We start from the raw sequence: 26,149 nt of genomic DNA, 5'->3' as shown, positions 1-26,149 counted from the left end.
GTTCGGGCCGCCGACCGGATCTCGATAGGCTGACACCCGACCCAGGCGCAAGGAGGATCAAGGACGATGTCAGGACACGTTGGAGGTGCCGGGCCCCTGTCACCGCGAGCCAAGCTGGCGGTGACCGCGGGCAAGGCCGCCGCGGCGGTGTCGCGCGCGGCGGGCCGGGGCAGTGGATCGGTGATCGGCGGGCGCGTCGCGCTCAAGCTCGACCCCGATCTGCTCGGGCGGCTCGCCACTCATCTGGACGTCGTCCTGGTGTCGGCGACGAACGGCAAGACGACCACGACCCGGCTGATCGCCGAGGCACTGCGGGCCAGCGGCCCGGTGGTGTCGAACGCGCTCGGCGCCAACATGCCGGCCGGCATCACGTCGGCGCTGGCGGGCGGTTCGGACGCCAAGTACGGCGTGATCGAGGTCGACGAGAAGTATCTGGCGGGTGTCGCGCGCGATGTGACGCCCAAGGCGATCGCGCTGCTCAACCTCTCGCGCGACCAGCTGGACCGCGCCGCGGAGACCCGCATGCTCGCCGAGAAGTGGCGCGAGGGCCTGTCCGGCTCCAAGGCCGTGGTGATCGCCAACGCGGACGACCCGCTGGTCGTGTGGGCGGCGTCCTCCTCGCCCAATGTGGTGTGGGTGGCGGCCGGTCAGGAGTGGAAGGACGACGCCTGGTCGTGCCCCGCCTGCGGCGGTGTGATGCAGCGGCCCGGCGACGACTGGTTCTGCGGCGAGTGCGGTTTCCGCCGCCCGGCGCCCAGTTGGGTGCTCAACGGCGACTACGTACTGGACCCGCACGGCTCGGCCTGGCCGATCCACCTCCAGCTGCCCGGCCGCGCCAACAAGGCGAACGCCGCGACCTCCGCCGCGGTCGCCGCCGTGTTCGGGGTGCCGCCGCAGGTCGCCCTGGAGCGCATGTACCAGGTGCAGGCGGTGGCGGGACGATACGACGTGGTCAACTTCCAGGGGCGTGAGCTGCGGCTGCTGCTCGCGAAGAACCCGGCGGGCTGGCTCGAAACGTTTTCCCTCATCGACCCGCCGCCCACGCCGGTCATCCTGTCCGTCAACGCCCGCGGCGCTGACGGCACGGACACCTCCTGGCTGTGGGACGTCGACTACACCCGGCTCGCCGGCCACCCGATCTTCGTGATCGGCGACCGCAAGCTGGACCTGGCGGTGCGCCTTGAGGTCGCGAACCTGGACTTCCGGGTCTGCGAAAGCCTGGAGGAGTGCACCCAGTTGGCGCCGCCCGGGCGGATCGAGCTCATCGCCAACTACACCGCGTTCCAGGACGTCCGCCGCGTCGTCGGCAACTGACCCCAGCAAGGAGCAAGCAAGCGACATGGCAGACAACAGCCTGCGCCTCGTGTGGGTCTACCCCGACCTGCTGAGCACCTACGGCGACCAGGGCAACGCCCTGGTCGTGGAGCGCCGGGCGCGCCAGCGCGGCCTGGAAGTGCACCGGCTCGACGTCCGCAGCGACCAGCCGATCCCGACCTCCGGTGACATCTACCTCATCGGCGGCGGCGAGGACCGGCCGCAGCGGCTCGCCGCCGAGCGGCTGCGCCGCGACACCGGGTTGAGCCGCGCCGCCTCCAACGGCGCGATCATCTTCTCGGTCTGCGCCGGGTACCAGATCCTGGGCCACGAGTTCATCAACGACCTCGGCGAGCGCGAGCCGGGCCTCGGCCTGCTCGACGTGATCTCGACGCGCGGCGAGGGCGAGCGCTGCGTCGGCGACGTCCTCGGCGACATCGACGAGCGGCTCGGGCTGCCTCAGCTCACCGGCTTCGAGAACCACCAGGGCGTCACCCACCTCGGGCCGACCGCCCGCCCGTTCGCCCGGGTCCGCCTGGGCAAGGGCAACGGCACGGGCGACGGCACCGAGGGCGCGTACAACGACACCGTCTTCGGTACGTACATGCACGGCCCGGTCCTCGCGCGCAATCCGCAGATCGCGGACATGCTCCTGAAGCTGGCGCTCGACGTGAACGCGCTGCCGCCGACCGACGACCGCTGGTACGAGGCGCTGCGTGCCGAGCGCATCGCGTCGGCGACCCAGCCCGCGTAACGCGCCAAACAGGCAAGAGCGGACACCTCGGGCAACTCGGTCCGACTGCTGGGCGGTTCGTACGTTCGTACCACGTCCATCAGTCGGACCTCCGATTCGGCCCCCGTCACCCTGCGCCGGTAGGGTGACGGGGATCCAACCGGACGACGTGGTCCGGTCGTCGGCCCACGTTGCAAAGGTTCTCCGGGCAATGCGAATTGGTGTGCTCACCTCCGGCGGCGACTGCCCCGGCCTGAACGCCGTCATCCGATCCGTCGTGCACCGCGCGGTGGTCGACCACGGCGACGAGGTCATCGGCTTCCACGACGGCTGGAAGGGCCTGCTCGAAGCCGACTACCGCAAGCTCGACCTCGACGCGGTCGGCGGCATCCTCGCCCGTGGCGGCACCATTCTCGGCTCCTCCCGCGTGCAGCCGGCGCATCTGCGCGACGGCGTCGAGCGCGCCAAGGGACATGTCGCCGAGCTCGGCCTCGACGCGATCATCCCGATCGGCGGCGAGGGCACCCTCAAGGCCGCGACCCTGCTCTCCGAGGCGGGTCTGCCGATCGTCGGCGTGCCCAAGACCATCGACAACGACATCGCCTCCACCGATGTCACCTTCGGCTTCGACACCGCCGTGGGCGTGGCGACCGAGGCCCTCGACCGTCTGAAGACCACCGCCGAATCGCACCAGCGCGTGCTGATCGTCGAGGTCATGGGCCGCCACACCGGCTGGATCGCGCTGCACTCGGGCATGGCCGCCGGTGCGCACGCCATCGTCGTGCCCGAGCGCCCCTTCGACATCGACGAGCTGACCGAGCTGGTCGGCCGGCGCTTCTCGGCGGGCAAGAAGTTCGCGATCGTCGTCGTCGCCGAGGGCGCGAAGCCGCGCGAGGGCTCGATGCAGTTCGACGTGGGCGGCACCGACGTCTACGGCCACGAGCGCTTCGCGGGCGTGGCCCGCCAGCTCTCCATCGAGCTGGAGCAGCGCCTGGGCAAGGAGGCCCGGCCGGTCATCCTCGGCCACGTCCAGCGCGGCGGCACGCCCACCGCGTACGACAGGGTGCTCGCCACCCGCTTCGGCTGGCACGCGGTCGAGGCCGCCCACCGCGGCGAGTTCGGGATGCTGACCGCACTGCGCGGCACCGACATCGTGATGGTCCCCCTCGCCGAGGCGACGGCCACCCTGAAGACCGTCCCGGCCGAGCGGTACGCCGAAGCGGAGTGCGTCCTCTAGTCGTTCTCGGACTTCCGGTCGCCTCCGGATTGTTTTGTACGCAATGAACCGCCCCCGGCCGCATCACCGGCCGGGGGCGGTTCTAGTCTGGTGCGGGACAACCGGTACGAATCAGGAGTCAGCGGATGGATCACAGCGGGCACGGCATGGACATGAACATGGACCTGCCGCCGTTCACGCTGGCACGGGGGCTCGAATGGTCGGCGGACCCCTTCTTCCTCATCGGCTGCCTGCTCGGGCTCGGCCTGTACGCGTGGGGTGTGGTCCGGCTCAAGCGGCGCGGTGACAGCTGGCCGGTCAGCCGGATGATCTTCTGGACCGTGGGCGTCCTGACCATCGGGCTCGTCATGTGCACCAAGCTCAACGACTACGGCATGGTCATGTTCAGCGTGCACATGGTGCAGCACATGGTGATCAGCATGCTGTCGCCCATCCTGCTGCTGCTCGGCGCCCCGGTCACGCTCGCGCTGCGTGCGCTGCCTGTTGCCCCGCGCGGCCGCAAGGGCCCGCGCGAGCTGCTCCTGATGCTGCTGCACAGCCGGTACATGAAGATCATCACGCACCCGGCGTTCACCATCCCGCTGTTCATCGCGAGCCTGTACGGGCTCTATTTCACGCCGCTCTTCGACTTCCTGATGGAGTCCAAGACGGGGCACATCGCGATGATGGTCCACTTCCTCGCGGTCGGCCTGGTCTTCTTCTGGCCGATCATGGGCGTGGACCCGGGCCCGCACCGGCCCGGCTATGTGATGCGGATGCTGGAGCTCTTCGCCGGGATGCCCTTCCACGCCTTCTTCGGCATCGCCCTGATGATGGCCAGCGAGCCCATGATCGGCACGTACAAGAACCCGCCGGCCTCGCTCGGGATCGACGCGCTGACCGATCAGCAGGCGGGCGGCGGCATCGCCTGGGCGTTCAGCGAGATCCCCTCGGTGCTCGTCCTGATCGCGCTCGTCTTCCAGTGGTACGCCACCGAGAAGCGCCACGCACGCCGCACGGACCGGGCCGCCGAGCGCAACGGCGACAGGGAACTTCAGGCCTACAACGCCTATCTCGCCTCGCTGAACACGCGCGGGCAGTAGCGCGGCGACCCCTCCCGGGGAGACCATGGTCTTCACGGCGCCCGCCGGGAGGAAGGGGATGCTATGCCCCGTTCGACGAAGTCGATGATGGTGCTCACCCTCGTGATGCTGGTGGTGATCACGGCGTACACGGTGGCGCTCGGCAGCAGCGGCTGGCTGTGGTTCGGCTGGGTGGTGCTCGGGCTCACCGCGATCGGGACGGCCGCGACGTCGCGCAGCACCTGAGCTGAGCGCTCGTGCCAGAACCCCGCGCGGTCAGCCCAGCCCGACTGTGGTCTTCTGGGCGGCTCCCCCGGTGTCGCTGAGGTCGCCGAAGGCGCGAGGGGCAGGGACGAGCCCGTTGTGGCGCCGGTGACGGTGGCAGGGCGGGAGGCCACCGAGGCCACGGCCCGTCGCCAGGTCAGGGTCAGCGAGGTCTGCATCCGCATGGGGTCGCTGACGCAGATCACCGCGGTGCCGTCACTCCGCTCACTGATCATCCCCGCGCACGGCGCACTGGCGGTGAGCGCGCCGACGGTCCCGCCGAACCAGAAGGTGACCCCGGTGAAGCCGAGCGAGAGCACGTGGACGCCCTGCTGGTTGTCGGTGTTCACGCGCACGCCCAGCCGGCCGGTGTCGGCGGCGCGGGCTGCGGTGCGGTCGGCGGACGCACCCGGCAGCAGTACGTAGGCGTATCCGGCGCCGGCCGGGTTCGTGCCGTGGTCGCCACAGGGTGAGGTAGCGGCGGCGATCGGCGTCGTCGAGCTGCCCTTGTTGATGTCGCTCCAGCGGCCGGTACGCTCCTCGCGCCTGGCCCGCAGGTCGCCCGGGGAAGACAGAGCCGCCGTGGCCCGCGAGGTGGGCCCAGGAGACGCCGGTCAGAGTCGCGGACCAGGGGTGGGCGAGCGGCTGCACGGTGCCGTCGACGGTGAGGGCGGCGCCTCCGCTCGGCCCCGGGTTGCGGTTGTCGACGGTCGACTCGACCACGGTGCCGTCCTTGCACGAGATGCCCGCGTCCAGGCACACGATGGCGTCGTCGAGGCAGAACCAGGACTTCTTCGCGAGCAGGGTGCTGCCCAGCCCCTTGAGGTACGGGCCGATCGCGGCCCGCCGGCCGTCGGTGGCGCCGCCCACCCAGTTCACGTCCGGTCTCGACGCACCCCGGTCGCCGCCCGCCGCATCGGCGAGGGCGCTGTCGCCGGTGGGTCCGGTGCCGGGTTGGCTGTACGCCTCGGCCACGGCGCGCAGTCGGGTGCAGCTGTCGTTCATCCTGGCCGAGTAGCCGAACGACTCCTGGTCGGTATCCGGATCGGGGTCGGCGTACACGGCCACGAATGATCGATTGATCGATCCGCCGCCGGGCCGGTCGACAGTGGTTACAGCGGCCCGGCCCTCCCCCTACACTGGCCACCCTTCTGCATGGTGAGGAGCTTGCGGGTGCTCTACTACATCCTCAAATACGCAGTCCTGGGGCCCCTGTTGAGACTGCTGTTCCGGCCGCGGCTGGAGGGTCTTGAGCACATTCCCGAGGAGGGCGCGGCGATCGTCGCGGGGAACCACCTCTCCTTCTCCGACCATTTCCTGATGCCGGTGATGCTGAAGCGGCGCATCACCTTCCTCGCCAAGCAGGAGTACTTCACCGGGCCCGGCATCAAGGGCCGGCTGACCGCCGCGTTCTTCCGGGCCATCGGGCAGATCCCGGTGGACCGGTCCGGCAAGGAGGCGGGCCAGGCCGCGATCCGGGAGGGGCTCGCGGTGCTCGCCAAGGACGAGTTGCTCGGCATCTACCCGGAGGGCACCCGCTCGCACGACGGCAAGCTGTACAAGGGCAAGGTCGGCGTCGCGGTCATGGCCATCCGGGGCGGAGTGCCGGTGATCCCGTGCGCGATGGTGGGCACGTTCGAGATCCAGCCGCCCGGCCAGGTTCTACCGAAGATCAAGCGAGTTTCGATCCGCTTCGGCGAGCCGCTGGACTTCTCGCGGTACGAGGGGATGGAGGGCGAGAAGGCCATCCTGCGGGCGGTCACCGACGAGATCATGTACAAGGTCATGGCGTTGTCGGGCCAGGAGTACGTGGACCGGTACGCGGCCGATGTGAAGGCGGAGGAGTCGCGCAGGTTCCGGGGCATCATCAGCTGAGCGGGAGTTCCCGCGATCGCTCGGCCGTGGGCGGATCCGCGCAGGGCGAAACGCTCTGGCCGCCTTGATCGGCGCGGGCGTAGCGTCCGGGCCATGGCAAAGGGAACCGCGTTCGTCGTCGGAGCTACCGGACAGATCGGGCGGGCCGCCGTGCGCGCGCTCGCCGAGGACGGCTGGGAGGTGCGGGCCGCGTCACGCGGAGGCGGCGGGGACGCCGGCTGGCCCGGCAACGTACAGCGGGTGCGGCTCGACCGCGAGGACGACGCGGCTCTCGCCTCCGCACTCGGGGGCGGTGTCGACGTCCTGGTCGACATGGTCGCGTACGGACAGGATCACGCGCGGCAGCTGGCCGGTCTCGGCGACCGGATCGGGTCCGCGGTGGTGATCTCCAGCGGCGCGGTGTACGAGGACGGCAAGGGCCGCAGTTTCGACACCCAGGGCGAGCCCGACGGGTCGCCGTGCTACCCGGTGCCGATCCCGGAGTCGCTTGCCACCGTGGCGCCCGGCGAGGCGACGTACAGCACCCGAAAGGTGGCCCTGGAGCAGGAGCTGCTCAACTCCGCGCTCCCCTCGACGCTGCTGCGCGCGGGGGCGATCCACGGTCCCTACTGCCAGACCCCGCGTGAACTGCACTTCGTGAAGCGGGCGTTGGACGGGCGGCCGGTGCGGGTGCTCGCGTACAACGGGGAGAGCCGGTTCCATCCGGCGCACGTCTCGAACATCGCGGAGCTGATCCGGCTTGCCGCGAGCAGGCCCGGCGACCGGGTGCTGAACGCGGCGGACGGCGAGGCCCCGACGGTCGCCGAGATCAGCGCGGCCGTCGACGAGATCCTCGGCGTGAGCAGCGAGCTCGTCCTGGTGGACGGCCCCGCGCCGCAGGGCACGGTCGGCATCACGCCGTGGAGCACCCCGCATCCGATCGTGTACGACATGGGTGCGGCCGAGCGGGAGCTGGGCTACCGGCCGGTGACCGGGTACGCGGAGTCGCTGCCCGCCACGGTGGAGTGGCTGGCCGGGCGGCTGAAGGGCCGGGAGTGGAGCGAGGCGTTCCCGAAGATGGCCAGGAACTACGCGGCTGTGGGCCTGTTCGACTACGCGGCCGAGGACGCCTGGCTGGCCGGGCGCGGGTGACGAACTCGCACCCACCGAAAGACTCACGCACGCCGAAAGAAGGGGGCGGCCGGAGAATCTCCGTGCCGCCCCCCTCTGCTCAACGAACGCCTACGGCACGGGAGTTGCGTGCGGGGTGCAGGTGTAGTCCGCCTTGTCGGTCTTGCCGGTGAGCAGGTAGTCGTCCACGCGCGAGTTGATGCACGGGTTGACGAGACCGGTCACGCCGTGTGAACCGGCGCCCTTCTCGATGATGAGACGCGAGCCCTTGAAGGCCTTGTGCAGTTCGACGGCGCCCTGGAACGGGGTGGCGGCGTCATTGGTGGACTGCACGATCAGGACCTGCGGGAGGCCCTGGCCCGTCTTGACCTCGATCGGATTCTGCTGCTTGGTGGGCCAGGTGGCACACGGCAGGTTCATCCAGGCATTCGACCAGGTCAGGAACGGGTAGTCCTTGTTCAGCTTGGTGTTGTCGCGGTCCCACTTGCGCCAGCTGGTGGGCCACTTGGCGTCCGCGCACTCGACGGCGGTGTAGACCGCGTTGCCGTTCTCGGAGGCGATGTTGCCCGCGATGTCCGACATGTCGGGAGCGGAGGCCGCAACGACCGGCTTGATGTCACCCGCCGCGTAGGCGCTGAGCGCCTTGGCGACCGGCACCCAGTAGGAGTCGTAGTACGGGGCCTTCTGGAAGTACCCGAGCAGCTCGGCCGGGCCGACCTTGCCGTCGAGCGGGCTCTTCTTGGCGTCGGCGCGCAGCTTCAGCCAGTGGGCCTGGACCTGGGCCCGGGTGGTGCCGAGGTGGAACTTGGCGTCGTACTTGGCGACCCAGTCCTCCCATTCGTCCCAGCGGGCCTGGAAGGCGACGTCCTGCTCCAGGTTGGCCTGGTACCAGATGTTGTCCTGGTCCGGGTTGACCACGCTGTCCACGATCATGCGGCGGACGTGCGAGGGGAACAGCGTGCCGTAGACCGCGCCCAGGTAGGTGCCGTAGGAGACGCCCAGGTAGTTGAGCTTCTTCTCACCGAGCGCGGCGCGGATGACGTCCAGGTCGCGGGCGGTGTTCGGGGTGGTCATGTACGGCAGCATCCAGCCGCTGCGCTCCGCACAGCCGTCCGCGTACTCGGCGGCGAGCTTGCGCTGGGCGCGCTTGTCGGCCTCGCTGCTCGGCACCGGGTCGGCCTTCGGCGACTTGACGTACTCCTGCGGGTCCATGCAGGAGATCGGCGTCGAGTGGCCCACGCCGCGCGGGTCGAAGCCCACGAAGTCGTACGCCTTCGAGGTGTTGGTCCACAGCGGGTTCTTGGCGGTCACCCGGGTGGGGAATCGCATGCCGGAGCCGCCGGGGCCGCCCGGGTTGTAGATGAGGGCACCCTGGCGCTCGGCCTTGGTGCCGGTGTTGCCGATGCGGTCGACGGCGAGCTTGATCTGCTTGCCGTTGGGCCGCGCGTAGTCGAGCGGCACGCTCACATAGCCGCACTGGATGGGCTTGGCGATCGCCCAGTCGGCCGGGCAGTCCGTCCATTTAATGCCCTGCTTGGCCGCCCTGTCGGCGGCGACCTGCACGCCGCGCGCCTCGGACCAGCCGTGGTCGCGGTTGTCGGCGTTGGCGACCGGAGCCGCTATCGCGCCCACCATCAGCGTGCCCGCGATCAGTGTGCCGGCCGAGCCGAGCACTGCGGTGCGTCTCAAGTGGTACCTCCCCCTGCTGAAGTGCGCTGTCAGTCTCAGCGCGCCATTTGGGCCTGTTGGGGGATCCTTTCGTCTGTGAGCCCACTGTGCACAGGCCGTACAGGTGTTTTTTTACCGAACCGATAGCCGGTGCGTGGTGTTCCGCTGAGCGGTCAGCGTGTCGCGAGGTGCGTGTGCAGTACGTCGTCGAGGGTGCGGCGCAGCAGCCGGGCGTCCGGGGCCACTGCCGTGACGAGGAAGCCGGGCCCTGCTAGCGGGGTGAGCACGGCGCTCTCGCCGAGCATCCTGGACTCGGCGGGCCGGTCGGCGAACTCCGGTGCCACAACGAGCAGTTGGCCTGCCGCCCGGTGCCCGCCGAGCACCGCTCCCCCGTCCCAGCCACCGGGCGCGCCCGGCCCGTACGCCAGCTCCTGGTCGAGGAGCGGGTGGCCCGCGCGGTGCACGGTGAGCCGGGTGGCGAGGGTGCCGGGGGCCTCGCCGTGACGGCCGAGCACCTGTTCCTCGCGGAACACGAGGCGGGCGCCGGGCGCCAGGTGGATTCGGGTGCGCATCGCGAGGTCGCTGCCGTGCGCCGAGATCAGCTGCTCGGGGAGCCAGCGCAGTTCCGCGCCCTCGCCGACGGTGAGGCGCACGTCGTAGTGCGCCCGCTCGCCGTCGCGGCCGGGCAGCGCGATGGTGGCCGCGGCCGAATCGACGTCGAGCCGCGCCCCTTCGCGCACCTCCGCCTCGACGGCGATCCGGTCGCCGCCGAGCGGGGCGCTCATCGCGCCCACGACGGTGACCCGGTGGTACGGGCCGCGCGCCCGGGTACGGCGCAGTGCCAGCGGCCCCTCCCCTTCCAGGACGGGCAGCCCTTCGGGGGTCGCGACCATACGGGCGACAGCGCGCAGACCCGGCGCGCCGAGGGTCAGGCCGCCCATGCCGCGAGCTGCTCCCGCACCCAGTCGGCGACCTGGTCGACACCCTCGTCGGACCTCAACGACTGGAAGACAACGGGGAGTTCGGCCCGCTGCTCCTTGGCGTCGCGAGCCATGCGCCCGAGGTCGGACCCGACATGGGGCGCGAGATCGGTCTTGTTGACCACGAGCAGGTCGGCGGTGGTGACCCCCGGCCCGCCCTTGCGCGGAATGTCGTCCCCGCCCGCCACATCGATGACGAAGATCTGGGCGTCGACGAGCCCCTTGGAGAAGGTGGCGGTGAGGTTGTCGCCGCCGGACTCGACGAGGATCAGATCGAGCGGCCCGACCGCGTCCTCCAGGTCCTCGACGGCTTCGAGGTTGGCGGAGATGTCGTCGCGGATGGCGGTGTGCGGGCAAGCCCCGGTCTCGACGGCCTGGATCCGCTCGGGCGGCAGCACGGCGTTGCGCAGCAGGAAGGCGGCGTCCTCGCGGGTGTAGATGTCGTTGGTGACGACGGCGATGGAGAGCTGGTCGCGCAGCGCCCGGCAGAGCGCGGCCACGGTAGCGGTCTTCCCGGACCCGACGGGCCCGCCGAGCCCGACGCGCAGGGCCCGCCGGGTCCCGTCGGGCCGATGGGCGTCGGCGCTGATGGCAGCGGGGCCTTCGTGGGCGTGGTTGAGGTGCATGGGGGGGCTCCAAGGGTGGTGTGCTGGGAGATGTTCGGGGTTCGGACGAGTGGGGGCGGGCTCAACCCCCTCAGCCCGTCATGGGGGTCCCCCCTGGCCCTTAAGGCCTTGGGGGAGATTGAGGACGAGCGCCCTCACGGCGCGATCGGGGGTCTGGGGGCGGAGCCCCCGGGCAGCGAGGCCGCACCTCCCTACGACGCGAACAGCCGCACCGGCCAAGCCGCATGCGCCTCGGCCATGATGTCCAGCAGCGGAGCGGAGACGGCGGGCAGCGCGTCGAGCCCGTCCACCACCGCCTCCGTCGCGGCGAGAGCGGCTCGCCGAGCCACGGCGTCAAGCTCCGGCGCGAGCCGGGCAAGGACGGCCGTCGCATCGAACGGGTCGAGGCTCAGCAGCCGTACAACGGCCGTGGCAGGCCCGCTGACCACCTCGTACGCCACGCAGTGCGCCGCGTCCTCGGGGCCGAGACCCGCCGCCCGGGCAGCGAGGCCGAGCACGATCGGCTGGTGGGCGCCGCGCGGCCGAGCGGCCGCCAGCGCGTCGAGTTCGGCGGACGGCCAGGTCGCCCGGGCCGCCCGCATCATCTGGCGGCCCAGTTTGCGGGCGGTGGCCCGCAGGGCGGGGGACGGGGTGCGGGCGTCGGCGGCCTCGTCCAGGGCGAGCGGGTCGAGACCCGTGGCCGCCGCCGCGGCGAGCGCGGCGGAGGTGAGGCCCGCGGTGTGCAGCCTCCCCCGGCAGAATTCCGCGAGGTCGGCGGCGTTACGGATGCGTCCCGCCTTGACGGCCGGTTCGGCGCCGCCGGAGTGGGCGTGGCCACCGGCGGGGAAACGGCCGTCGGCGAGGACGAGCAGGGCTGCACGGCTCATGAGATGACAACCCGTCAGAAGAGGAAGTACCGCTGAGCCATGGGCAGTTCGACAGCCGGGGCAGGGTCCACCACATCACCGTCGATGGTCACCGTGAACGTGTCCGGGTCGACCCTGACATCCGGCAGCGCGTCGTTCTCGCGCATGTCCGCCTTGCCCACCCGGCGGGTGTTCTTGATGGCCACGAACCGCTTGTCCAGGCCGAGCCGCTCGGGAAGGTCGTCCTCCAGCGCGGCCCGGGACACGAAGTTGAGGGAGTTCGCGGCGGGCGCCTTGCCGTACGCGCCGAACATGGGGCGCGGCAGGATCGGCTGCGGGGTGGGGATCGACGCGTTCGCGTCGCCCATCTGCGCGTATGCGATCTGGCCGCCCTTGATGACGAGCTGCGGCTTGACCCCGAAGAATGCGGGCTCCCACAGCACCAGGTCGGCGAGCTTGCCGCTCTCGACCGATCCGATCTCGTGGTCGAGGCCCTGGGCGACGGCCGGGTTGATCGTGTACTTGGCGACATAGCGCCGCACCCGGTGGTTGTCGGCCCGCCCGTCCCCGGCCAGCGCGCCCCGCCGCACCTTCATGACGTGCGCCGTCTGCCACGTACGCAGCACGACTTCGCCTATGCGGCCCATCGCCTGGGAGTCCGAGGAGATGATCGAGATGGCGCCGAGGTCGTGCAGGAAGTCCTCGGCCGCGATCGTCGAGGGGCGGATACGGGACTCGGCGAACGCCAGGTCCTCGGGCACCGACGGGTTGAGGTGGTGACAGACCATCAGCATGTCGAGGTGTTCCTCGATGGTGTTGACGGTGTGCGGCCGGGTCGGGTTGGTGGAGCTGGGCAGCACGTTGGGCTGAGAGACAACGGTGATGATGTCGGGCGCGTGCCCACCGCCCGCTCCTTCGGTGTGGTACGCGTGGATCGAGCGGCCCGCGATGGCGGCCAGGGTGTCGCCTACGAAGCCCGCCTCGTTCAACGTGTCGGTGTGGATGGCGAGTTGGGCCCCGGTCTCGTCGCAGACGCTCAGGCAGGCGTCGATGACGGCGGGGGTGGCGCCCCAGTCCTCGTGGATCTTGAATCCGAGGGCCCCGCCGCGCAGCTGGGAGTGCATGGCCTCGCGCGACATGGTGTTGCCCTTGCCGAGCAGCCCGATGTTGACGGGCGCGTTCTCCAGGGCGGCGAACATGCGGGCCAGATGCCAGGGGCCCGGCGTGATGGTGGTGGCTTTGGTTCCCTCGGCGGGTCCCGTGCCGCCGCCGACCAGTGTGGTGATGCCCGAGGAGAGCGCCTGGTCGATGAGGGTGGGCGAGATGAAGTGGACGTGGGTGTCGACGGCTCCCGCGGTGAGGATCTTCCCGTTGCCCGCGATGATCTCGGTCTCGGGGCCGATGACGAGGTCGGGGTGGACGCCGTCCATGGTGTCCGGGTTGCCGGCCTTGCCGATGCCGGTGATCCGCCCGTCGCGGATGCCGATGTCGGCTTTCACGATGCCCCAGTGGTCGATGATCACGACCCCGGTGACAACGGTGTCGGGCGCGCCTTCGGCTCGCGTGGTCCGCGCCTGCCCCATGGACTCGCGGATCACCTTGCCGCCGCCGAACACGGCCTCGTCGCCCGAGCGCCCGGGCCCGCCCGAGCGGTCCTCCTCGATCTCGACCAGGAGATCGGTGTCGGCGAGCCGGATGCGGTCGCCGGCGGTGGGGCCGAACAGGTCGGCGTAGACGGCACGGTCGAGGTCAGTCATCGAGGGAACCTCCGGTCTCGCCGCGCAGACCCGGCACGGTGCGCCGGCCGGCCAGGGGGACGAGTTCTACGTCGACGGGAATACCGGGTTCGAAGCGGACGGCGGTGCCCGCGGCGATGTTGAGTCGCTTGCCCCGGGCAACCGTACGGTCGAAGTCGAGGCCGGGGTTGGCCTCGGCGAAGTGGTAGTGGGAGCCGACCTGGACGGGCCGGTCGGCGGCGTTGAGGACGGTCATCCGCACGACCTCGCGGCCCTCGTTCAGCACGATGGGGTCCTCGGCGAAGAGGATCTCTCCGGGAATCACGGCGGCGCTCCCCCGTCAGGCGATCGGTTCGTGGACGGTGACGAGCTTGGTGCCGTCGGGGAAGGTCGCCTCGACCTGGACGTCGTGGATCATCTCCGGGATACCCGGCATGACCTCGTCCCGGGAGAGCAACTTCCGCCCGGACGCCATGAGTTCGGCGACAGTGCGGCCGTCGCGGGCGCCTTCGAGGATGTGCGAGGTGATGAGCGCGACGGACTCGGGATGGTTCAGCTTCACCCCGCGGGCTCTGCGCCTCTCGGCCACATCCGCGGCCACATGGATGAGCAGCCGTTCCTGCTCGTGCGGCGTCAGTTGCACGCTTCCCACCTCACAGTCGTGCCCTTCCGTCCACGGACAGCCATGGACGGACCCAGCTGGCGTCGAGGGCGGAGACCGACCGGACAGGTGCTTTCCGCCCGAACGCAGCGGAACCGTATCCGACTTCAACATCCTGTTGAGCGCCATCTCCGGGCCCCTTGGCCAGGCATTGCACGTTAGAGCGCAAGTTTTTCCGGCACGTTAACTGGGGCTTTAAGAACACATGATCATCGAAGGGGCGCCGCGGCAGGGCAGGTCCGTGTATAGGGCACTCTCACCGTGGCTCGCGTGCTCACCCGTCAGTCACCGATGTGCGGACCCCGGTGTTCCGCGGCGATCCCGAAGCGCCGGGGCTCCGCGGGGGCGGACGTCGGCAGGGGGCTTCCGAGCGAGAACGTCCTCGTCACCTGCTCCTCCTGCTGCGGCTCCGGCTCGGCCTCCAGTTTCGCCAGGTCGGCGGCGGAGACCAGGGCGACGAGCGGCTTCCCGTGGCGCGTCACCACGACCCGCTCACCGCCGTACACAACGCGGTTGATCAGCTCCGCGAGCTCTGCGCGGGCTTGCGTCACCGGAATCTCGTAGGCCATGCACCCAGCTTAGACTCCGCCAACCCGCGCCGTCGGATCCGTGGGAAACGGCAGTCGCGCAGGTCAGAAGGGTGCGAAGAGCCAGCTCCGCAAGGCCCCGGCCGGACGGTGCGTACCGGCCGGGGCGCCGTCGGACGACGGGCGACGGATCAGGCGGCCGCGGCGCCCGCTTCCCACGCCGTCCTGGCCTCGGCCGCGTACACGTCCACGTACTCCTGCTCGGACAGCTTCTGCACCGCGTACATGATCTCGTCCGTCACGGCCCGCAGCACCAGGCGCTCGTCCTCCATCCCGGCGTAGCGCGAGAAGTCCAGCGGCTCGCCGAAGCGGAGGGTGATCGGCACGCGCCGGGGCAGCCGGCGGCCCTTCGGCTGCGCCTCGAACGTGCCGATCATCGCGACCGGGACGACCGGGGCGCCGGACCGCAACGCCATCGCCGCGACCCCGACCTTGCCCTTGTACAGACGCCCGTCATGGGACCGCGTCCCCTCGGGGAAGACCCCCAACACCCCTCCGCCGTCCAGGACTTGGAGCGCGGTGTCGAGCGCCGACTGTGCCGCGTCCTTGCCGGAGCGGTCGACCGGGATCTGGCCGAGGGCGCGGAAGAATGCCGCGGTCGCCCGCCCCTTCAGGCCCGGAGCGGTGAAGTACTCCTGCTTGGCGAGAAACGTGAGCCGACGCCTGAGCGTGACGCCAAGGAGGAACTGGTCGGTGAACGACTGGTGATTCCCCGCGAGGATCACCGCACCTGCCTCGGGTACCCGCCCGGCCCCTTCGACACACGGGCGGAACAGCCACCGCAGCAGCGGCACCAGCACCACGAGACGGAATGCGAAATAGAACACTTCAGTGAGCCCTCTCCCCAGGTGACCCCCGCGCCGACGCACGCTAGTGACCCGCGGAGATCGCCGGGAGAGGGCCTATTGAGCCAAGGCCCGCACCCCTCGGCGGCCAGAACCGCCCGCTCGCCGACAGCGAACCTCCCTCTGACCTGCCACTTCTCCGAGATTTCCAGACTGTGCCCTACTCACACCCTGTACGTCCTGTACATTTTTTACAGAGGCCTTCGAAGCCTCCGGTCGAGGAGAGGTATGTCATGAACCACCGCCCTGCCGCCCGCTACGTGCTGCCCGAATTCCAGGAGCGCACCACCTCCGGCATCCGCACGCTCGATCCGTACTCCAAGCTGTTCGAGGAGCGGATCGTCTTTCTCGGCACCCCGGTCGACGACGCTTCGGCCAACGATGTGATGGCCCAGTTCATGCACCTGGAACACGCCGATCCGGACCGGGACATCTCGCTCTACATCAACTCCCCCGGCGGCTCGCTCACCGCGATGGCCGCGATCCACGACACGATGCAGTTCGTCACCTGCGATGTGCAGACGTTCTGCCTGGGCCAGGTGAGCTCGGTGGCCGCTGTGCTGCTCGCGGCCGGCACGCCCGGCAAGCGCCTGGTGCAGCCCGGCGCCCGGGTGCTCCTCCAGCAGCCGGCCATCGAGGAGCCGGTGCAGGGGCAGCCGTCCGATCTGGAGATCCAGGCGGCCGAGATCCTGCGCGGCCGCGCGCTGCTGACCGAGCTGCTCGCCCAGCACACCGGGAAGAGCGCCGAGCAGGTGGCCGCCGACATCGAGCGGGACGTGGTCTTCGACGCGGCGGGCGCGGTGGCGTACGGGCTCGCCGACCACGTGCTCGAAAGCCGCAAGACGTCGCTGCGCGGGAGGTGAACCGCCGTGCTGCCACCGGAACTCCCGCCGCTGCCCGCGCTGACGCGCGCCGAGGGCGAGTTCATCGACTCCTATCTCGCGGTGGTCGATCTGCTCGGCCGGATCAATCCGGCGCACGGCCATGACACGTACGCCGCCCTCAGGGCCGCCCAGGCGCTGGTCGGCCGGGCGGCCGCGCTGAAGGAGGCCCTGACGCTGATGCACCAGCGCGGGGAGGTCCATGTACACGCCCGGACCCTGACGCGGGCGCTGCGGGTCCTGGACGGCGAGCGCCGCGCGGGGCGGCTCGTGGTGCCCCCGCAGACGACGACTTGAGTGCACCCGGCACCGCGAGGGATACCCGACGCGCTCACGGGGCCGATGAAACGCACCAGACGGGCTACCCCCGTTCGGCCCACCGGCGGCTACTTTCGTCGGCCCTTATGAGCTGCTTATGGCTGTGGACAATCTGCTGAATCGATCCTTCCGGTGCTGGTACAAGGCTCGTCAGCCCCATTCGGAGGAACGCCGAACGGCCCCTGTCCACCCGAACGGGACAGCCGTGAGCACCCTCACACAAAGCCGTTTCGGTCCGAAAATATGACAGTCGGTGCGTGAAGATCCCAGGGACGACAAGCCCCCGCCACCGCGGCGGGGCGGTCCGGGCGGACGCCGAGTCCTGCCGCCGCTCCGGACGACTGGTCGACAGGAGTGGACCGGCAGGAGTGGAGGACCCGAGTACTTCGGGAGGGCCGGACCCCGGCCGTCCCTCGGGGTGAAGCCGCTTGCGCGGCCGGGCGTCTTCGCCAGCCCGAACCCGACAGGTCATCCTTCGCAGGCGGTTTGACGAAGGGTTGCGCATGACCGCGCATACACACGTCTCGTCCCTGGCGGTCCGCCTCGGCGCCGTCTGTGCCCTCACCCTCGCCGTGATGGGCGCGACGACGCTGGTGCCGGGCGCCACGCACGAGGCCAACGCCGCCGCCGTGGCCACCAAGGCGCTCCACGTGGCCGCGTCGAAGAAGGGTTCGCCCTACCAGTTCGGCGCCACGGGCCCGCACCGGTTCGACTGCTCGGGGCTCACGCTGTACTCGTTCAAGCAGGCGGGCCACAAACTGCCGCGCACCGCCGAGCAGCAGTACAACCACGCCCGGCACGTCTCCGTCTCCGCCCGCAAGGCCGGGGACCTGGTGTTCTTCCACTCGGGAGGCCATGTGTACCACGTGGGGATCTACGCCGGGGACGGCAAGATCTGGCACTCCCCCAAGGCCGGCACGGTGGTCCGCCTGGAGCGGATCTGGAGCCGCAGCGTCTGGTACGGGCGAGTGGGCTGACACTCCGTCAGACCGGGCGTCCCGGTGCGTGTCCCGCGTACCGGGGCGCCCTCGTACGCCCTCGGCGCGTCCCTAGCCGCTCTGGACCGGCGCCGTCCACGGCAGGGCGATCCAGACCGTCTTGCCGCCGTCCGCGGTGGGTGCGACCGAGAGGCGGCCGCCGCACTCGGCCGCGAGCCAGCGGATGATCACCATGCCCCGGCCGTTGTCCTGCTGAACGGCGGCGGGCAATCGTTTCGGCCAGCGCGGGTGGCTGTCGGTGACCCCGATCCGCAGCTCCTCCTCGCGCTCCAGCTGGACGTCCACGGTGAAGGTGGGCGACTGGCCGAAGGTGTGCTGCACGGCGTTGGTGGCGAGCTCGGAGACGATGAGACGGACCGTGTCGGCGGCCTCGGCGTCGGAAGGCAGACCCCAATCGGTGAGGACCCCGGCGACATACCGCCGTGCCGCGGAGACCGAGGCGGGATCGCTCGGCAGGGTGACGGTTGCTTCGAGGTGGTCTGCCATGGCGACGCTGTCCCTTTCCCACCCGGGCCGGCTTGAGGACTCGTAGCGGTTGAGCGCTCGCGAAGACGACATCGGCCTCGGATTGTGCTTCGCGCCAGAGTGCCACTCATCGTGCCGGGCTCGGGTGCGATCCACCAAGATATGCATATATCTGTCGCTCAAAGCAGTGAACTCTACGACGGTAGACCGTATTTGGGCTCACACTTACCCATCGCCGGAGACGAAGGAGGCGGCCATGGGGCACGGACCGGCGGTGCGCAGACGCAAGCTCGGCGAGGAGTTGCGCAAGCTGCGCGACCGAACGGGGCTCACGAGCGGGGAAGCGGCCGGTCTTGTCGGCTGGCACCAGTCGAAGGTGAGCCGGATCGAAACCGGCCGCAGTGGCGTGAAGCCCGCGGACGTGGCCCGGCTGCTCGAAGCATACGGGGTGCGCGACCCCCAACTTCGCGCGCTTTTGGAAGCGTTGGCCGATTCGGCGGGCGGCGCCCGGGTGGACTGGGCGCATGCGTACCGGGGTCTGCTGCCGACGCAGTACCGCGACTTCATCAGTCTGGAGTCGCAGGCACGCACGGCGCGCACCTTGGAGACGTCGGTGGTGCCGGGCCTTTTGCAGACGCCGGCGTATGCGCGGGCAGTCACGCGGGCCGCGCTCGGCGGGCTGCCGCCGGACAAGGTGGATTCCCTCGTGGAGGTGCGAATCGCCCGCCAGGAGGTGCTGCGCGGCGATCCGCCACTGGTGCTCAGCGCGGTGCTCGACGAGGCGGTATTGCGCCGCACAGTGGGCGGCCCGGCGGCCATGCGGGAGCAGTTACGGCATTTGCTGGAGCTCGCCGCACTGCCGCACGTGCGGTTACAGGTCATCCCTTTCCATTACGGCGGCTATGTCGGCCTCACGGGCCCTTTCATTATCTTTTCATTTCCGGCCATTTCGGATCTGGATGTGGTTGTTATCGACCATTTGACGAGTAGCCTCTACCTCGAACGGAGAGAAGACCTTGAGGCGTACAGTGCCGCGTTCCTGACCGTTCAGGCACTCGCGCTTTCCTCCGAGGACTCGTTGGATCTCATCGCCCGGACAGCCCGGGAAGGACCGGGCTAGTTCGTCGCGAGTGGGGAGGCAAGATGTCCGCACGCCCTGCGCACGTTCCTTCCAGCACTTCCCTCACGAGTGCCACGTGGCGGCGCAGCAGCCGCAGCGTGGGCATGAACAACTGCGTCGAGACGGCCCGGCTCAATGGCGAACTGCTTGCCGTGCGCGACTCCCAGCGGATCGACGGGCCCGCGCTGCTCTTCGGCGCCCGAGCCTGGAAACCCTTCATCTCGTACCTGTCAGAGCTGACTTGACAGCCCGTCAGGCGGTGGGCGCGGTCTTCAGGATCGCGCCCACCGCCCTGTCGATCTGTCGCTCCGTCAGGTCCGCCCGTGCGGTCAGCCGGATCCGCGAGATGCCGTCCGGCACCGACGGCGGCCGGAAGCAGCCGACCACGAGCCCGGCTTCACGGCAGTCGGCGGCCCAGGCCACCGCGGCCTCCGGCGAGGGCGCCCGCACGGAGACGACCGCGGCGTCGGGCCGTACCGCCAGGTGTCCGGCGGCGGTGAGCCGGCCGTGCAGTTCGGCGGCGACGGCGCGGGCCCGGCCGGCCAACTCCGGTTGCGTACCCAGCAGTCGCAGCGCCGCGAGCGCCCCGCCGACCGATGCCGGGGCCAGCCCGGTGTCGAAGATGAAGGTGCGGGCCGCATTCACCAGATGGCGGATGACCCGGGCCGGGCCGAGGACCGCGCCGCCCTGGCTGCCGAGCGACTTGGACAGGGTCACCGTGGCGACCACGTCGTCCGCGCCCGCGAGCCCGGCCGCGTGCAGCGCGCCGCGCCCGCCCTCGCCGAGCACCCCGAGCCCGTGCGCGTCGTCCACGACCAGGGCGGCCCCGAACTCCCGGCAGGAAACGGCGAGTTGGGCGAGCGGCGCGGCATCGCCGTCCACCGAGAACACCGAGTCGGACACGACGAGCCCGGGCCCGCCGTGCGCGTCCAGGGCCTTGCGGACGGCCTCCGGTTCGGCATGCGGAACGACCTCGGTACGGGCGCGGGCGAGCCGGCAGCCGTCGACGATCGAGGCGTGGTTGCCCGCGTCGGAGACGATCAGGGAGCCGTGCGGGCCGAGCGCGGTGAGCGCCGCGAGGTTCGCCGCGTACCCGGAGGAGAAGACCAGGGCCGACTCGAAGCCGCAGAACGCGGCGAGCTCGCGCTCCAGTTCCGTGTGCAGCGCGGTGGTCCCGGTGACCAGGCGGGAGCCGGTGGCGCCGGCGCCCCAGCGGTGGGCGGCCTCGGCGGCGCCGGCCGTGACCGCGGGATGCCGGGTGAGCCCCAGGTAGTCGTTGCTCGCCAGGTCCAGGAGGTCCTGGTCGGCGGCGCGGGGCCGCAGGGTGCGGACCAGACCGGCGCGCTCGCGGCGCTCCGATTCTCCGTCGATCCAGTCGAACGGCGCTCGCGGCATGGTGGAGTCCCTTTTTGTAGGCTGCCGACAGACCCTAGCCGGTGCCATGCCAGGTCAGGGTGTGGCGATACACACACCTCAAACGGGCCGTGTTGTGGGATCCCTACCTTGGCCGCAGGCGGTGCCGTGCGCGAAGATCGGCGCCATGGACCTGCTGAACACGCTGGTGGACAAGGGGTTGCGGCGCGAACTGCCGACCCGCGAAGAGGCACTCGCCGTACTGGCGACCTCCGACGACGAACTGCTCGATGTGGTGGCCGCGGCCGGCAAGGTGCGCCGCCAGTGGTTCGGACGCCGGGTGAAGCTGAACTATCTGGTCAACCTGAAGTCGGGCCTGTGCCCCGAGGACTGTTCGTACTGCTCCCAGCGGCTCGGCTCCAAGGCCGACATCCTGAAGTACACGTGGCTCAAGCCCGACGAGGCGTCCAAGGCCGCGGCCGCGGGCGTCGCGGGCGGCGCGAAGCGGGTCTGCCTGGTGGCCAGCGGCCGCGGCCCCACGGACCGCGACATCGCCCGGGTCTCCGAGACGATCGAGACGATCAAGGAGCAGAACGAGGGCGTCGAGGTGTGCGCCTGCCTCGGTCTCCTCTCGGACGGCCAGGCCGAGCGGCTGCGCGCCGCCGGGGCCGACGCGTACAACCACAACCTGAACACGTCCGAGGGGACGTACGGGGACATTACGACCACGCACACCTATCAGGACCGCGTGGACACCGTGACCAAGGCGCACGACGCGGGGCTTTCGGCCTGCTCCGGTCTGATCGCGGGCATGGGCGAGTCCGACGAGGACCTGGTCGACGTGGTCTTCGCGCTGCGCGACCTCGACCCGGACTCGGTGCCGGTCAACTTCCTCATCCCGTTCGAGGGCACCCCCCTCGGCAAGGAGTGGAACCTCACCCCGCAGCGCTGCCTGCGGATCCTGGCCATGACCCGGTTCGTGTGCCCGGACGTCGAGGTGCGGCTCGCCGGCGGCCGTGAGGTGCATCTGCGCTCGATGCAGCCGCTCGCGCTGCACCTGGTCAACTCGATCTTCCTCGGCGACTACCTCACCAGCGAGGGCCAGGCCGGGCAGGCCGACCTCGACATGATCGCGGACGCCGGGTTCGAGGTGGAGGGCGCGGGCACCACGACCCTCCCCGAGCACCGCGCGGACGCGGTCGCCGCGGCCGGCTGCGGTTCGGGCGCGAGCGCATGCGGTTCGCACGAGGAGAGCGGCTGCGGCTCCCACGAGGGCGGCGGCTGCGGGCCCTGCGGTGGCCACGCCGTTCCCGAGCAGGCGCCCGCGGACCAGGCGCGCACCGATCTGGTGGCCGTGCGCCGCCGCGGCGCGGGGACGGATCTCGCGCCCAATGCCTGAGTACTCCCCCACCGATCTGCTCGATCTGGACCGCCGGCACGTCTGGCATCCGTACGGCCCGATGCCGGGCCGGCAGGAGCCGCTCCTCGTCGAGTCGGCGTCGGGCGTACGGCTGCGTCTGGCCGAACCGGCTCACGGGCAGCGCGAGTTGATCGACGGGATGTCGTCGTGGTGGTCGGCCGTGCACGGCTACAACCACCCGGTGCTCAACGAGGCGGCACGCGGCCAGCTCGACCGGATGAGCCATGTCATGTTCGGCGGGCTCACCCACGAGCCCGCCGTCCGACTCGCCACCCGGCTCGTCGAGATCACCCCCGAGCCGCTCCAGCACGTCTTCCTCAGCGACTCGGGTTCGGTCGCGGTCGAGGTCGCCGTGAAGATGTGCCTGCAGTACTGGCGCTCGGTCGGGCAGCCGCGCAAGCAGCGCCTGCTCACCTGGCGCGGCGGCTACCACGGCGACACCTGGCAGCCGATGTCGGTGTGCGACCCCGAGGGCGGGATGCACGAGCTGTGGCAGGGCGCGCTGCCCCGCCAGATCTTCGTCGGCGCTCCGCCCGCGGAGTTCGAGGAGTCGTACGCCGGTGAGCTGCGCGAGGCGATCGCGCGGCACGCCGACGAGCTGGCCGCGGTGATCGTGGAGCCGGTGGTGCAGGGCGCGGGCGGCATGCGCTTCCACTCGCCCGAATATCTGCGGGTGCTGCGCGAGGCCTGCGACGCGCACGGTGTGCTGCTCGTCTTCGACGAGATCGCCTCCGGCTTCGGCCGAACCGGCGCGCTGTTCGCGGCCGGCCACGCGGCGCTCTCGCCCGACGTCATGTGCGTCGGCAAGGCGCTGACCGGCGGCTATCTGTCGATGGCGGCGACGCTCTGCACGAGCCGGGTCGCCGAGGGCATCTCCTCGGGCGAGGTCCCGGTGCTCGCCCACGGCCCGACGTTCATGGGCAATCCGCTCGCCGCCTCGGTGGCGCTCGCCTCGATCGACCTGCTGCTCGGCCAGGACTGGCAGGGCGAGATCAAACGCATCGAGACGGGCCTGCTCGACGGGCTCGCCGCGGCCCGCTCGATCGAGGGCGTACGGGACGTCCGGGTGCTCGGCGCCATCGGCGTCGTCCAGCTGGACCACGACGTGGACATGCAGGCCGCGACCGCGGCGGCCGTGCGCGAGGGCGTGTGGCTGCGGCCGTTCCGGGATCTGATCTACACGATGCCGCCCTATGTGACGGGCGACGACGATCTGGCGCGCATCTGCCGTGCGGTGTGCGCGGCGGCGCGGGAGGGCTGAGATGGCGATTCTGGTCGTGAGCGGTACGGGCACCGAGATCGGCAAGACGATCACCACGGCGGCCGTCGCCGCCGTGGCGCTCGCCGCCGGCCGTTCGGTGGCCGTGCTCAAACCCGCCCAGACGGGGGTCGCGCCGGGCGAGCCCGGTGACGTCTTCGAGGTGCGGCGCCTTGCCGGCGAGGCGGTGACCGGGGTCGAACTGGCCCGGTTCCCCGAGCCGTTGGCTCCGAACACCTCGGCCCGCCGGGCCGGGATGACGCCGGTGGGTCCCGAGGAGGTGGCCGAGGCCGCGGCGAAACTGGCCACCGAGCACGATCTCGTCCTGGTCGAGGGCGCGGGCGGGCTCCTGGTCCGCTTCGACGACGAGGGCGGCACGCTCGCGGACGCGGCCCGGCTGCTCGGTGCCCCCGTCCTGGTGGTGACGCCCGCCGGACTGGGCACACTGAACTCGACGGCCCTGACCGCCGAGGCCCTGCGGACCCGGGATCTCGAATGCGCCGGGGTCGTCGTGGGCAGCTGGCCGGCCGAGCCGGATCTGGCCTCGCGATGCAATCTCGCGGACCTTCCCGAGGCGGCCGGGGCACCCTTGCTCGGCACCGTGCCCGAGGGCGCCGGACGGCTGGCGCCCGCCGACTTCCGTACCCGAGCGGCCGGTTGGCTCGCCCCGGCGCTCGGCGGCGTTTGGAGTATCTGATGGCTGTGTTACGGGCCCGCCTCGGGCAGCTCGTCGTGGACTGCGCCGACCCGGGGCGGCTCGCCCGCTTCTGGGCCGGGCTGCTCGGCGGGCGTCCGGTGGTGCGGGACTCCTCGTGGGCGCACGTCGATCCGCCGGGCGCGCCCAGGCTCGCCTTCCAGCGCGTACCCGAGGAGAAGGCGGGCAAGAACCGGCTGCACCTGGACCTCGCGGTCGAGGACGTGCGCCGCGCGCGGGCGGCGGCCGTGCGGCGCGGGGCGCATCCCGTGGGTGCGACGGTGACCGACGCCCAGGGGACCTTCCAGGTGATGCGCGACCCCGAGGGCAACGAGTTCTGCTTCGTGGAGTCCGCGAACGGGTGAGCGGGCGCGGCGCGGGGACAATGGCGGTAACCGGCTGCCCGCAGGATGCCGGTCACCGGACGGCTGCCCGCAGGCTCAGGAGGTCCGACATGGCGCAGCGCACCAAGATCGCCCCGGATGCCGTGCACCACCCCGTGTTCGCCCGCTTCTACGCGCGCTACAGCGAGGCGATCGACGTGAGAGCCGGGATCACCGAGCACCGCCGCGAACTGCTCGGCGGGCTCTCGGGGCGCGTCATCGAGATCGGCGCCGGCAACGGGCTCAACTTCGCGCACTATCCGGCGGCCGTGTCCGAGGTGGTGGCCATCGAACCGGAGCGCACGCTACGGCAGTTGGCGGTCCGAGCGGCGCTCCGGGCGGAGGTTCCGGTGGACGTGGTGCCGGGTGCGGCGGAGGCCCTTCCGGTGAAGAGCGAGGCCTTCGACGCGGCGGTCGCCTCGCTGGTGCTCTGTTCGGTGCGGGACCTCTCCAGGGCGCTCGGTGAGATCCGCCGGGTGCTGCGCCCGGGCGGCGAGCTGCGGTTCTTCGAGCACGGCCGGGCGGACGGCCGGGTGCTCGCGACGGTGCAGCGCGCCCTGGACCGCACGGTGTGGCCGCTGCTGTTCGGCGGCTGCCACACGGCGCGCGATCCGCTGGGCGCAATCGAGGCGGCGGGCTTCGAGATCGTCGGCTACCGCCATCTGCGGGTGCCCGCCAAGGGCGTCGCATCGCCGTCCTCGCCGTGTGTGCTCGGGGTGGCGCGGCGCCCCGCACTCGGCCCGGACGAATAGGGACCCGCATCCGGCGTGGCGCGTGGCCCTTACATCCGCCTCCCCACACCGGGCCCCTCGACGGATGGCGACGGCTCGGCCCCGGCCTCTACTCTCTTATGCGGTACGGGAGTTGGAGCGGCCATGACGCCACAATCGGGGAGGCGGCCTTGTCCACACCTGCAACGGCACACGCGTACGGCACGGAGCCCGCGGCGCCGGTCGCCGCGCGGGCGCGCGGACTCACCAAGGCGTACGGCAGCGGCGAGACCACGGTGCTCGCCCTGGACTCGGTCGACGTGGACATCATGTGGGGCGCCTTCACCGCGGTGATGGGTCCTTCGGGCTCGGGGAAGTCGACGCTGATGCACTGTCTGGCCGGGCTCGACACCGTGTCGGCGGGGCAGGTGTGGCTCGGGGACACCGAGATCACCGGGCTCAGGGAGCGGGAGCTGACCCGGCTCAGGCGGGACCGGATCGGCTTCATGTTCCAGTCGTTCAACCTGCTGCCCACGCTCACGGCCGCCGAGAACATCACGCTGCCGATGGACATCGCGGGCCGTACCCCGGACAGGGCCTGGGTGGACCGGGTCATCGACACGCTGGGCCTGCGCGACCGGCTGGGGCACCGTCCGGCGCAGTTGTCGGGGGGCCAGCAGCAACGGGTCGCGTGTGCGCGGGCCCTCGCGTCCCGGCCTGAGCTGATCTTCACGGACGAGCCGACCGGCAACCTGGACTCGCGGGCCGGCGCGGAGGTCCTGGCGTTCCTGCGGGAGGCGGTGGACAGCCTGGAGCAGACCGTGGTGATGGTGACCCACGACCCGGGCGCCGCAGGCCACGCCGATCTGGTCCTCTTCCTGGGCGACGGCCGGATCGTGGACCGGATGGAGCGGCCCACCGCGGAGGCCGTCCTGGAGCGGATGCGGCTCTTCTCGGGCGCCCGGCCGAACCCGGGCGCCCCCGACGACGTGCTGCGGAAGAGCTGA

General features: G+C 71.0%; 29 protein-coding genes and 1 pseudogene. 18 read left to right on the top strand and 12 right to left on the bottom strand.

All coding sequences use genetic code 11. The annotated features are described in order from the left end of the window. Positions 1-66: 66 nt before the first annotated feature. From ACSHXC_RS33130 to ACSHXC_RS33110, 5 genes are all read left to right on the top strand, one after another. Positions 67-1,314, top strand: coding sequence for a MurT ligase domain-containing protein (locus ACSHXC_RS33130; protein ID WP_438295037.1), 1,248 nt, complete (start codon positions 67-69; stop codon positions 1,312-1,314). Between the two features lie 25 nt (positions 1,315-1,339). Beyond that, a complete protein-coding gene (locus ACSHXC_RS33125; RefSeq protein WP_189960543.1) occupies positions 1,340-2,068 on the top strand; it encodes a type 1 glutamine amidotransferase in 729 nt (242 codons plus the stop codon). Positions 2,069-2,258: 190 nt separating this feature from the next. Continuing rightward, positions 2,259-3,284, top strand: a complete 1,026-nt coding sequence (locus ACSHXC_RS33120; protein WP_438295036.1) for a 6-phosphofructokinase — start codon at positions 2,259-2,261, stop codon at positions 3,282-3,284. A 125-nt stretch (positions 3,285-3,409) separates the two neighbouring features. Continuing rightward, positions 3,410-4,366: a cytochrome c oxidase assembly protein gene (locus ACSHXC_RS33115; protein ID WP_438295035.1), complete on the top strand. Its 957-nt coding sequence runs from the start codon at positions 3,410-3,412 to the stop codon at positions 4,364-4,366. Positions 4,367-4,429: 63 nt separating this feature from the next. Further along, positions 4,430-4,591: a hypothetical protein gene (locus ACSHXC_RS33110; RefSeq protein WP_199826864.1), complete on the top strand. Its 162-nt coding sequence runs from the start codon at positions 4,430-4,432 to the stop codon at positions 4,589-4,591. 239 nt (positions 4,592-4,830) lie between these two features. Here ACSHXC_RS33110 and ACSHXC_RS33105 read toward each other — a convergent pair. Then, a pseudogene (locus ACSHXC_RS33105) lies at positions 4,831-5,614 on the bottom strand (polysaccharide lyase family 8 super-sandwich domain-containing protein); the annotation flags it as partial. Between the two features lie 168 nt (positions 5,615-5,782). On the opposite strand from ACSHXC_RS33105, the gene ACSHXC_RS33100 reads away from it, so the two are divergent. Together ACSHXC_RS33100 and ACSHXC_RS33095 are read left to right on the top strand one after the other, a co-directional pair. Beyond that, positions 5,783-6,484: a lysophospholipid acyltransferase family protein gene (locus ACSHXC_RS33100; RefSeq protein ID WP_438296968.1), complete on the top strand. Its 702-nt coding sequence runs from the start codon at positions 5,783-5,785 to the stop codon at positions 6,482-6,484. A gap of 93 nt (positions 6,485-6,577) precedes the next feature. After that, complete coding sequence (locus ACSHXC_RS33095; protein ID WP_438295034.1) at positions 6,578-7,615, top strand: NAD-dependent epimerase/dehydratase family protein; 1,038 nt, start codon at positions 6,578-6,580, stop codon at positions 7,613-7,615. Positions 7,616-7,705: 90 nt separating this feature from the next. On the opposite strand, the gene ACSHXC_RS33090 is transcribed toward ACSHXC_RS33095, so the two are convergent. From ACSHXC_RS33090 to ACSHXC_RS33050, 9 genes are all read right to left on the bottom strand, one after another. Then, on the bottom strand, positions 7,706-9,229 hold the full coding sequence (locus ACSHXC_RS33090; RefSeq protein WP_438296966.1) for an alpha/beta hydrolase: 1,524 nt from the start codon (positions 9,227-9,229) through the stop codon (positions 7,706-7,708). 206 nt (positions 9,230-9,435) lie between these two features. Next, positions 9,436-10,203, bottom strand: a complete 768-nt coding sequence (locus ACSHXC_RS33085) for an urease accessory protein UreD (RefSeq protein ID WP_438295033.1) — start codon at positions 10,201-10,203, stop codon at positions 9,436-9,438. Next, entirely contained in the window at positions 10,191-10,868 is a 678-nt protein-coding gene (gene ureG / locus ACSHXC_RS33080) for an urease accessory protein UreG (RefSeq protein ID WP_438295032.1), read from the bottom strand. The genes ACSHXC_RS33085 and ureG overlap by 13 nt, the downstream gene beginning before the upstream one ends. Positions 10,869-11,059: 191 nt before the next feature. After that, on the bottom strand, positions 11,060-11,734 hold the full coding sequence (locus tag ACSHXC_RS33075) for an urease accessory protein UreF (protein WP_438295031.1): 675 nt from the start codon (positions 11,732-11,734) through the stop codon (positions 11,060-11,062). 14 nt (positions 11,735-11,748) lie between these two features. Next, entirely contained in the window at positions 11,749-13,470 is a 1,722-nt protein-coding gene (locus tag ACSHXC_RS33070; RefSeq protein WP_438295030.1) for an urease subunit alpha, read from the bottom strand. After that, entirely contained in the window at positions 13,463-13,774 is a 312-nt protein-coding gene (locus tag ACSHXC_RS33065) for an urease subunit beta (protein WP_438295029.1), read from the bottom strand. The genes ACSHXC_RS33070 and ACSHXC_RS33065 overlap by 8 nt, the downstream gene beginning before the upstream one ends. A 15-nt stretch (positions 13,775-13,789) precedes the next feature. Then, the gene (locus ACSHXC_RS33060) at positions 13,790-14,092 is read right to left on the bottom strand and encodes an urease subunit gamma (RefSeq protein ID WP_438295028.1); all 303 of its coding nucleotides are present in this window, start codon (positions 14,090-14,092) and stop codon (positions 13,790-13,792) included. Between the two features lie 299 nt (positions 14,093-14,391). Beyond that, the gene (locus ACSHXC_RS33055; protein ID WP_438295027.1) at positions 14,392-14,679 is read right to left on the bottom strand and encodes a type II toxin-antitoxin system Phd/YefM family antitoxin; all 288 of its coding nucleotides are present in this window, start codon (positions 14,677-14,679) and stop codon (positions 14,392-14,394) included. Between the two features lie 149 nt (positions 14,680-14,828). Continuing rightward, positions 14,829-15,524, bottom strand: coding sequence for a lysophospholipid acyltransferase family protein (locus ACSHXC_RS33050; RefSeq protein ID WP_438295026.1), 696 nt, complete (start codon positions 15,522-15,524; stop codon positions 14,829-14,831). 251 nt (positions 15,525-15,775) lie between these two features. Here ACSHXC_RS33050 and ACSHXC_RS33045 point away from each other — a divergent pair, with 251 nt between their 5' ends. The 3 genes from ACSHXC_RS33045 to ACSHXC_RS33035 all read left to right on the top strand — a co-directional run bounded on the left by ACSHXC_RS33045 (position 15,776) and on the right by ACSHXC_RS33035 (position 17,718). Then, entirely contained in the window at positions 15,776-16,405 is a 630-nt protein-coding gene (locus ACSHXC_RS33045) for an ATP-dependent Clp protease proteolytic subunit (RefSeq protein ID WP_438295025.1), read from the top strand. Between the two features lie 6 nt (positions 16,406-16,411). After that, the gene (locus ACSHXC_RS33040) at positions 16,412-16,720 is read left to right on the top strand and encodes a hypothetical protein (RefSeq protein WP_438295024.1); all 309 of its coding nucleotides are present in this window, start codon (positions 16,412-16,414) and stop codon (positions 16,718-16,720) included. Positions 16,721-17,244: 524 nt separating this feature from the next. Beyond that, positions 17,245-17,718, top strand: coding sequence for a C40 family peptidase (locus ACSHXC_RS33035; RefSeq protein WP_438295023.1), 474 nt, complete (start codon positions 17,245-17,247; stop codon positions 17,716-17,718). Positions 17,719-17,790: 72 nt separating this feature from the next. On the opposite strand, the gene ACSHXC_RS33030 is transcribed toward ACSHXC_RS33035, so the two are convergent. Beyond that, on the bottom strand, positions 17,791-18,225 hold the full coding sequence (locus tag ACSHXC_RS33030; RefSeq protein WP_386008069.1) for an ATP-binding protein: 435 nt from the start codon (positions 18,223-18,225) through the stop codon (positions 17,791-17,793). Between the two features lie 235 nt (positions 18,226-18,460). Here ACSHXC_RS33030 and ACSHXC_RS33025 point away from each other — a divergent pair, with 235 nt between their 5' ends. Together ACSHXC_RS33025 and ACSHXC_RS33020 are read left to right on the top strand one after the other, a co-directional pair. Then, positions 18,461-19,324: a helix-turn-helix domain-containing protein gene (locus ACSHXC_RS33025; RefSeq protein ID WP_438295022.1), complete on the top strand. Its 864-nt coding sequence runs from the start codon at positions 18,461-18,463 to the stop codon at positions 19,322-19,324. Between the two features lie 23 nt (positions 19,325-19,347). After that, complete coding sequence (locus tag ACSHXC_RS33020) at positions 19,348-19,569, top strand: DUF397 domain-containing protein (RefSeq protein ID WP_438295021.1); 222 nt, start codon at positions 19,348-19,350, stop codon at positions 19,567-19,569. A gap of 7 nt (positions 19,570-19,576) precedes the next feature. Here the strand turns inward: ACSHXC_RS33020 and ACSHXC_RS33015 are convergent, their stop codons facing one another. Then, complete coding sequence (locus ACSHXC_RS33015) at positions 19,577-20,719, bottom strand: 8-amino-7-oxononanoate synthase (protein ID WP_438295020.1); 1,143 nt, start codon at positions 20,717-20,719, stop codon at positions 19,577-19,579. Positions 20,720-20,864: 145 nt separating this feature from the next. Between ACSHXC_RS33015 and bioB the strand changes: the two genes are divergently transcribed. From bioB to ACSHXC_RS32985, 6 genes are all read left to right on the top strand, one after another. Continuing rightward, complete coding sequence (gene bioB / locus ACSHXC_RS33010) at positions 20,865-22,076, top strand: biotin synthase BioB (RefSeq protein WP_438295019.1); 1,212 nt, start codon at positions 20,865-20,867, stop codon at positions 22,074-22,076. Next, positions 22,069-23,358, top strand: a complete 1,290-nt coding sequence (locus ACSHXC_RS33005) for an adenosylmethionine--8-amino-7-oxononanoate transaminase (protein WP_438295018.1) — start codon at positions 22,069-22,071, stop codon at positions 23,356-23,358. The genes bioB and ACSHXC_RS33005 overlap by 8 nt, the downstream gene beginning before the upstream one ends. A 1-nt stretch (position 23,359) precedes the next feature. Then, positions 23,360-24,052 carry a dethiobiotin synthase gene (gene bioD, locus ACSHXC_RS33000; RefSeq protein WP_438295017.1) on the top strand — a complete coding sequence of 231 codons (693 nt, stop codon included), beginning with the start codon at positions 23,360-23,362 and terminating at the stop codon, positions 24,050-24,052. Continuing rightward, positions 24,052-24,414, top strand: a complete 363-nt coding sequence (locus ACSHXC_RS32995; RefSeq protein WP_438295016.1) for a VOC family protein — start codon at positions 24,052-24,054, stop codon at positions 24,412-24,414. Before bioD ends, ACSHXC_RS32995 begins: the two co-directional genes overlap by 1 nt. An 89-nt stretch (positions 24,415-24,503) precedes the next feature. After that, a complete protein-coding gene (locus tag ACSHXC_RS32990) occupies positions 24,504-25,184 on the top strand; it encodes a class I SAM-dependent methyltransferase (protein ID WP_438295015.1) in 681 nt (226 codons plus the stop codon). A 149-nt stretch (positions 25,185-25,333) separates the two neighbouring features. Continuing rightward, positions 25,334-26,149 (top strand): ABC transporter ATP-binding protein, encoded by an 816-nt coding sequence (locus ACSHXC_RS32985; RefSeq protein WP_438295014.1) that lies wholly within the window; start codon positions 25,334-25,336, stop codon positions 26,147-26,149.

Origin of the sequence: Streptomyces sp. HUAS TT7 (assembly GCF_051550175.1) — a bacterium.
Lineage (GTDB): Bacteria > Actinomycetota > Actinomycetes > Streptomycetales > Streptomycetaceae > Streptomyces.
This window is presented reverse-complemented; position numbering and strand designations above follow the sequence as displayed.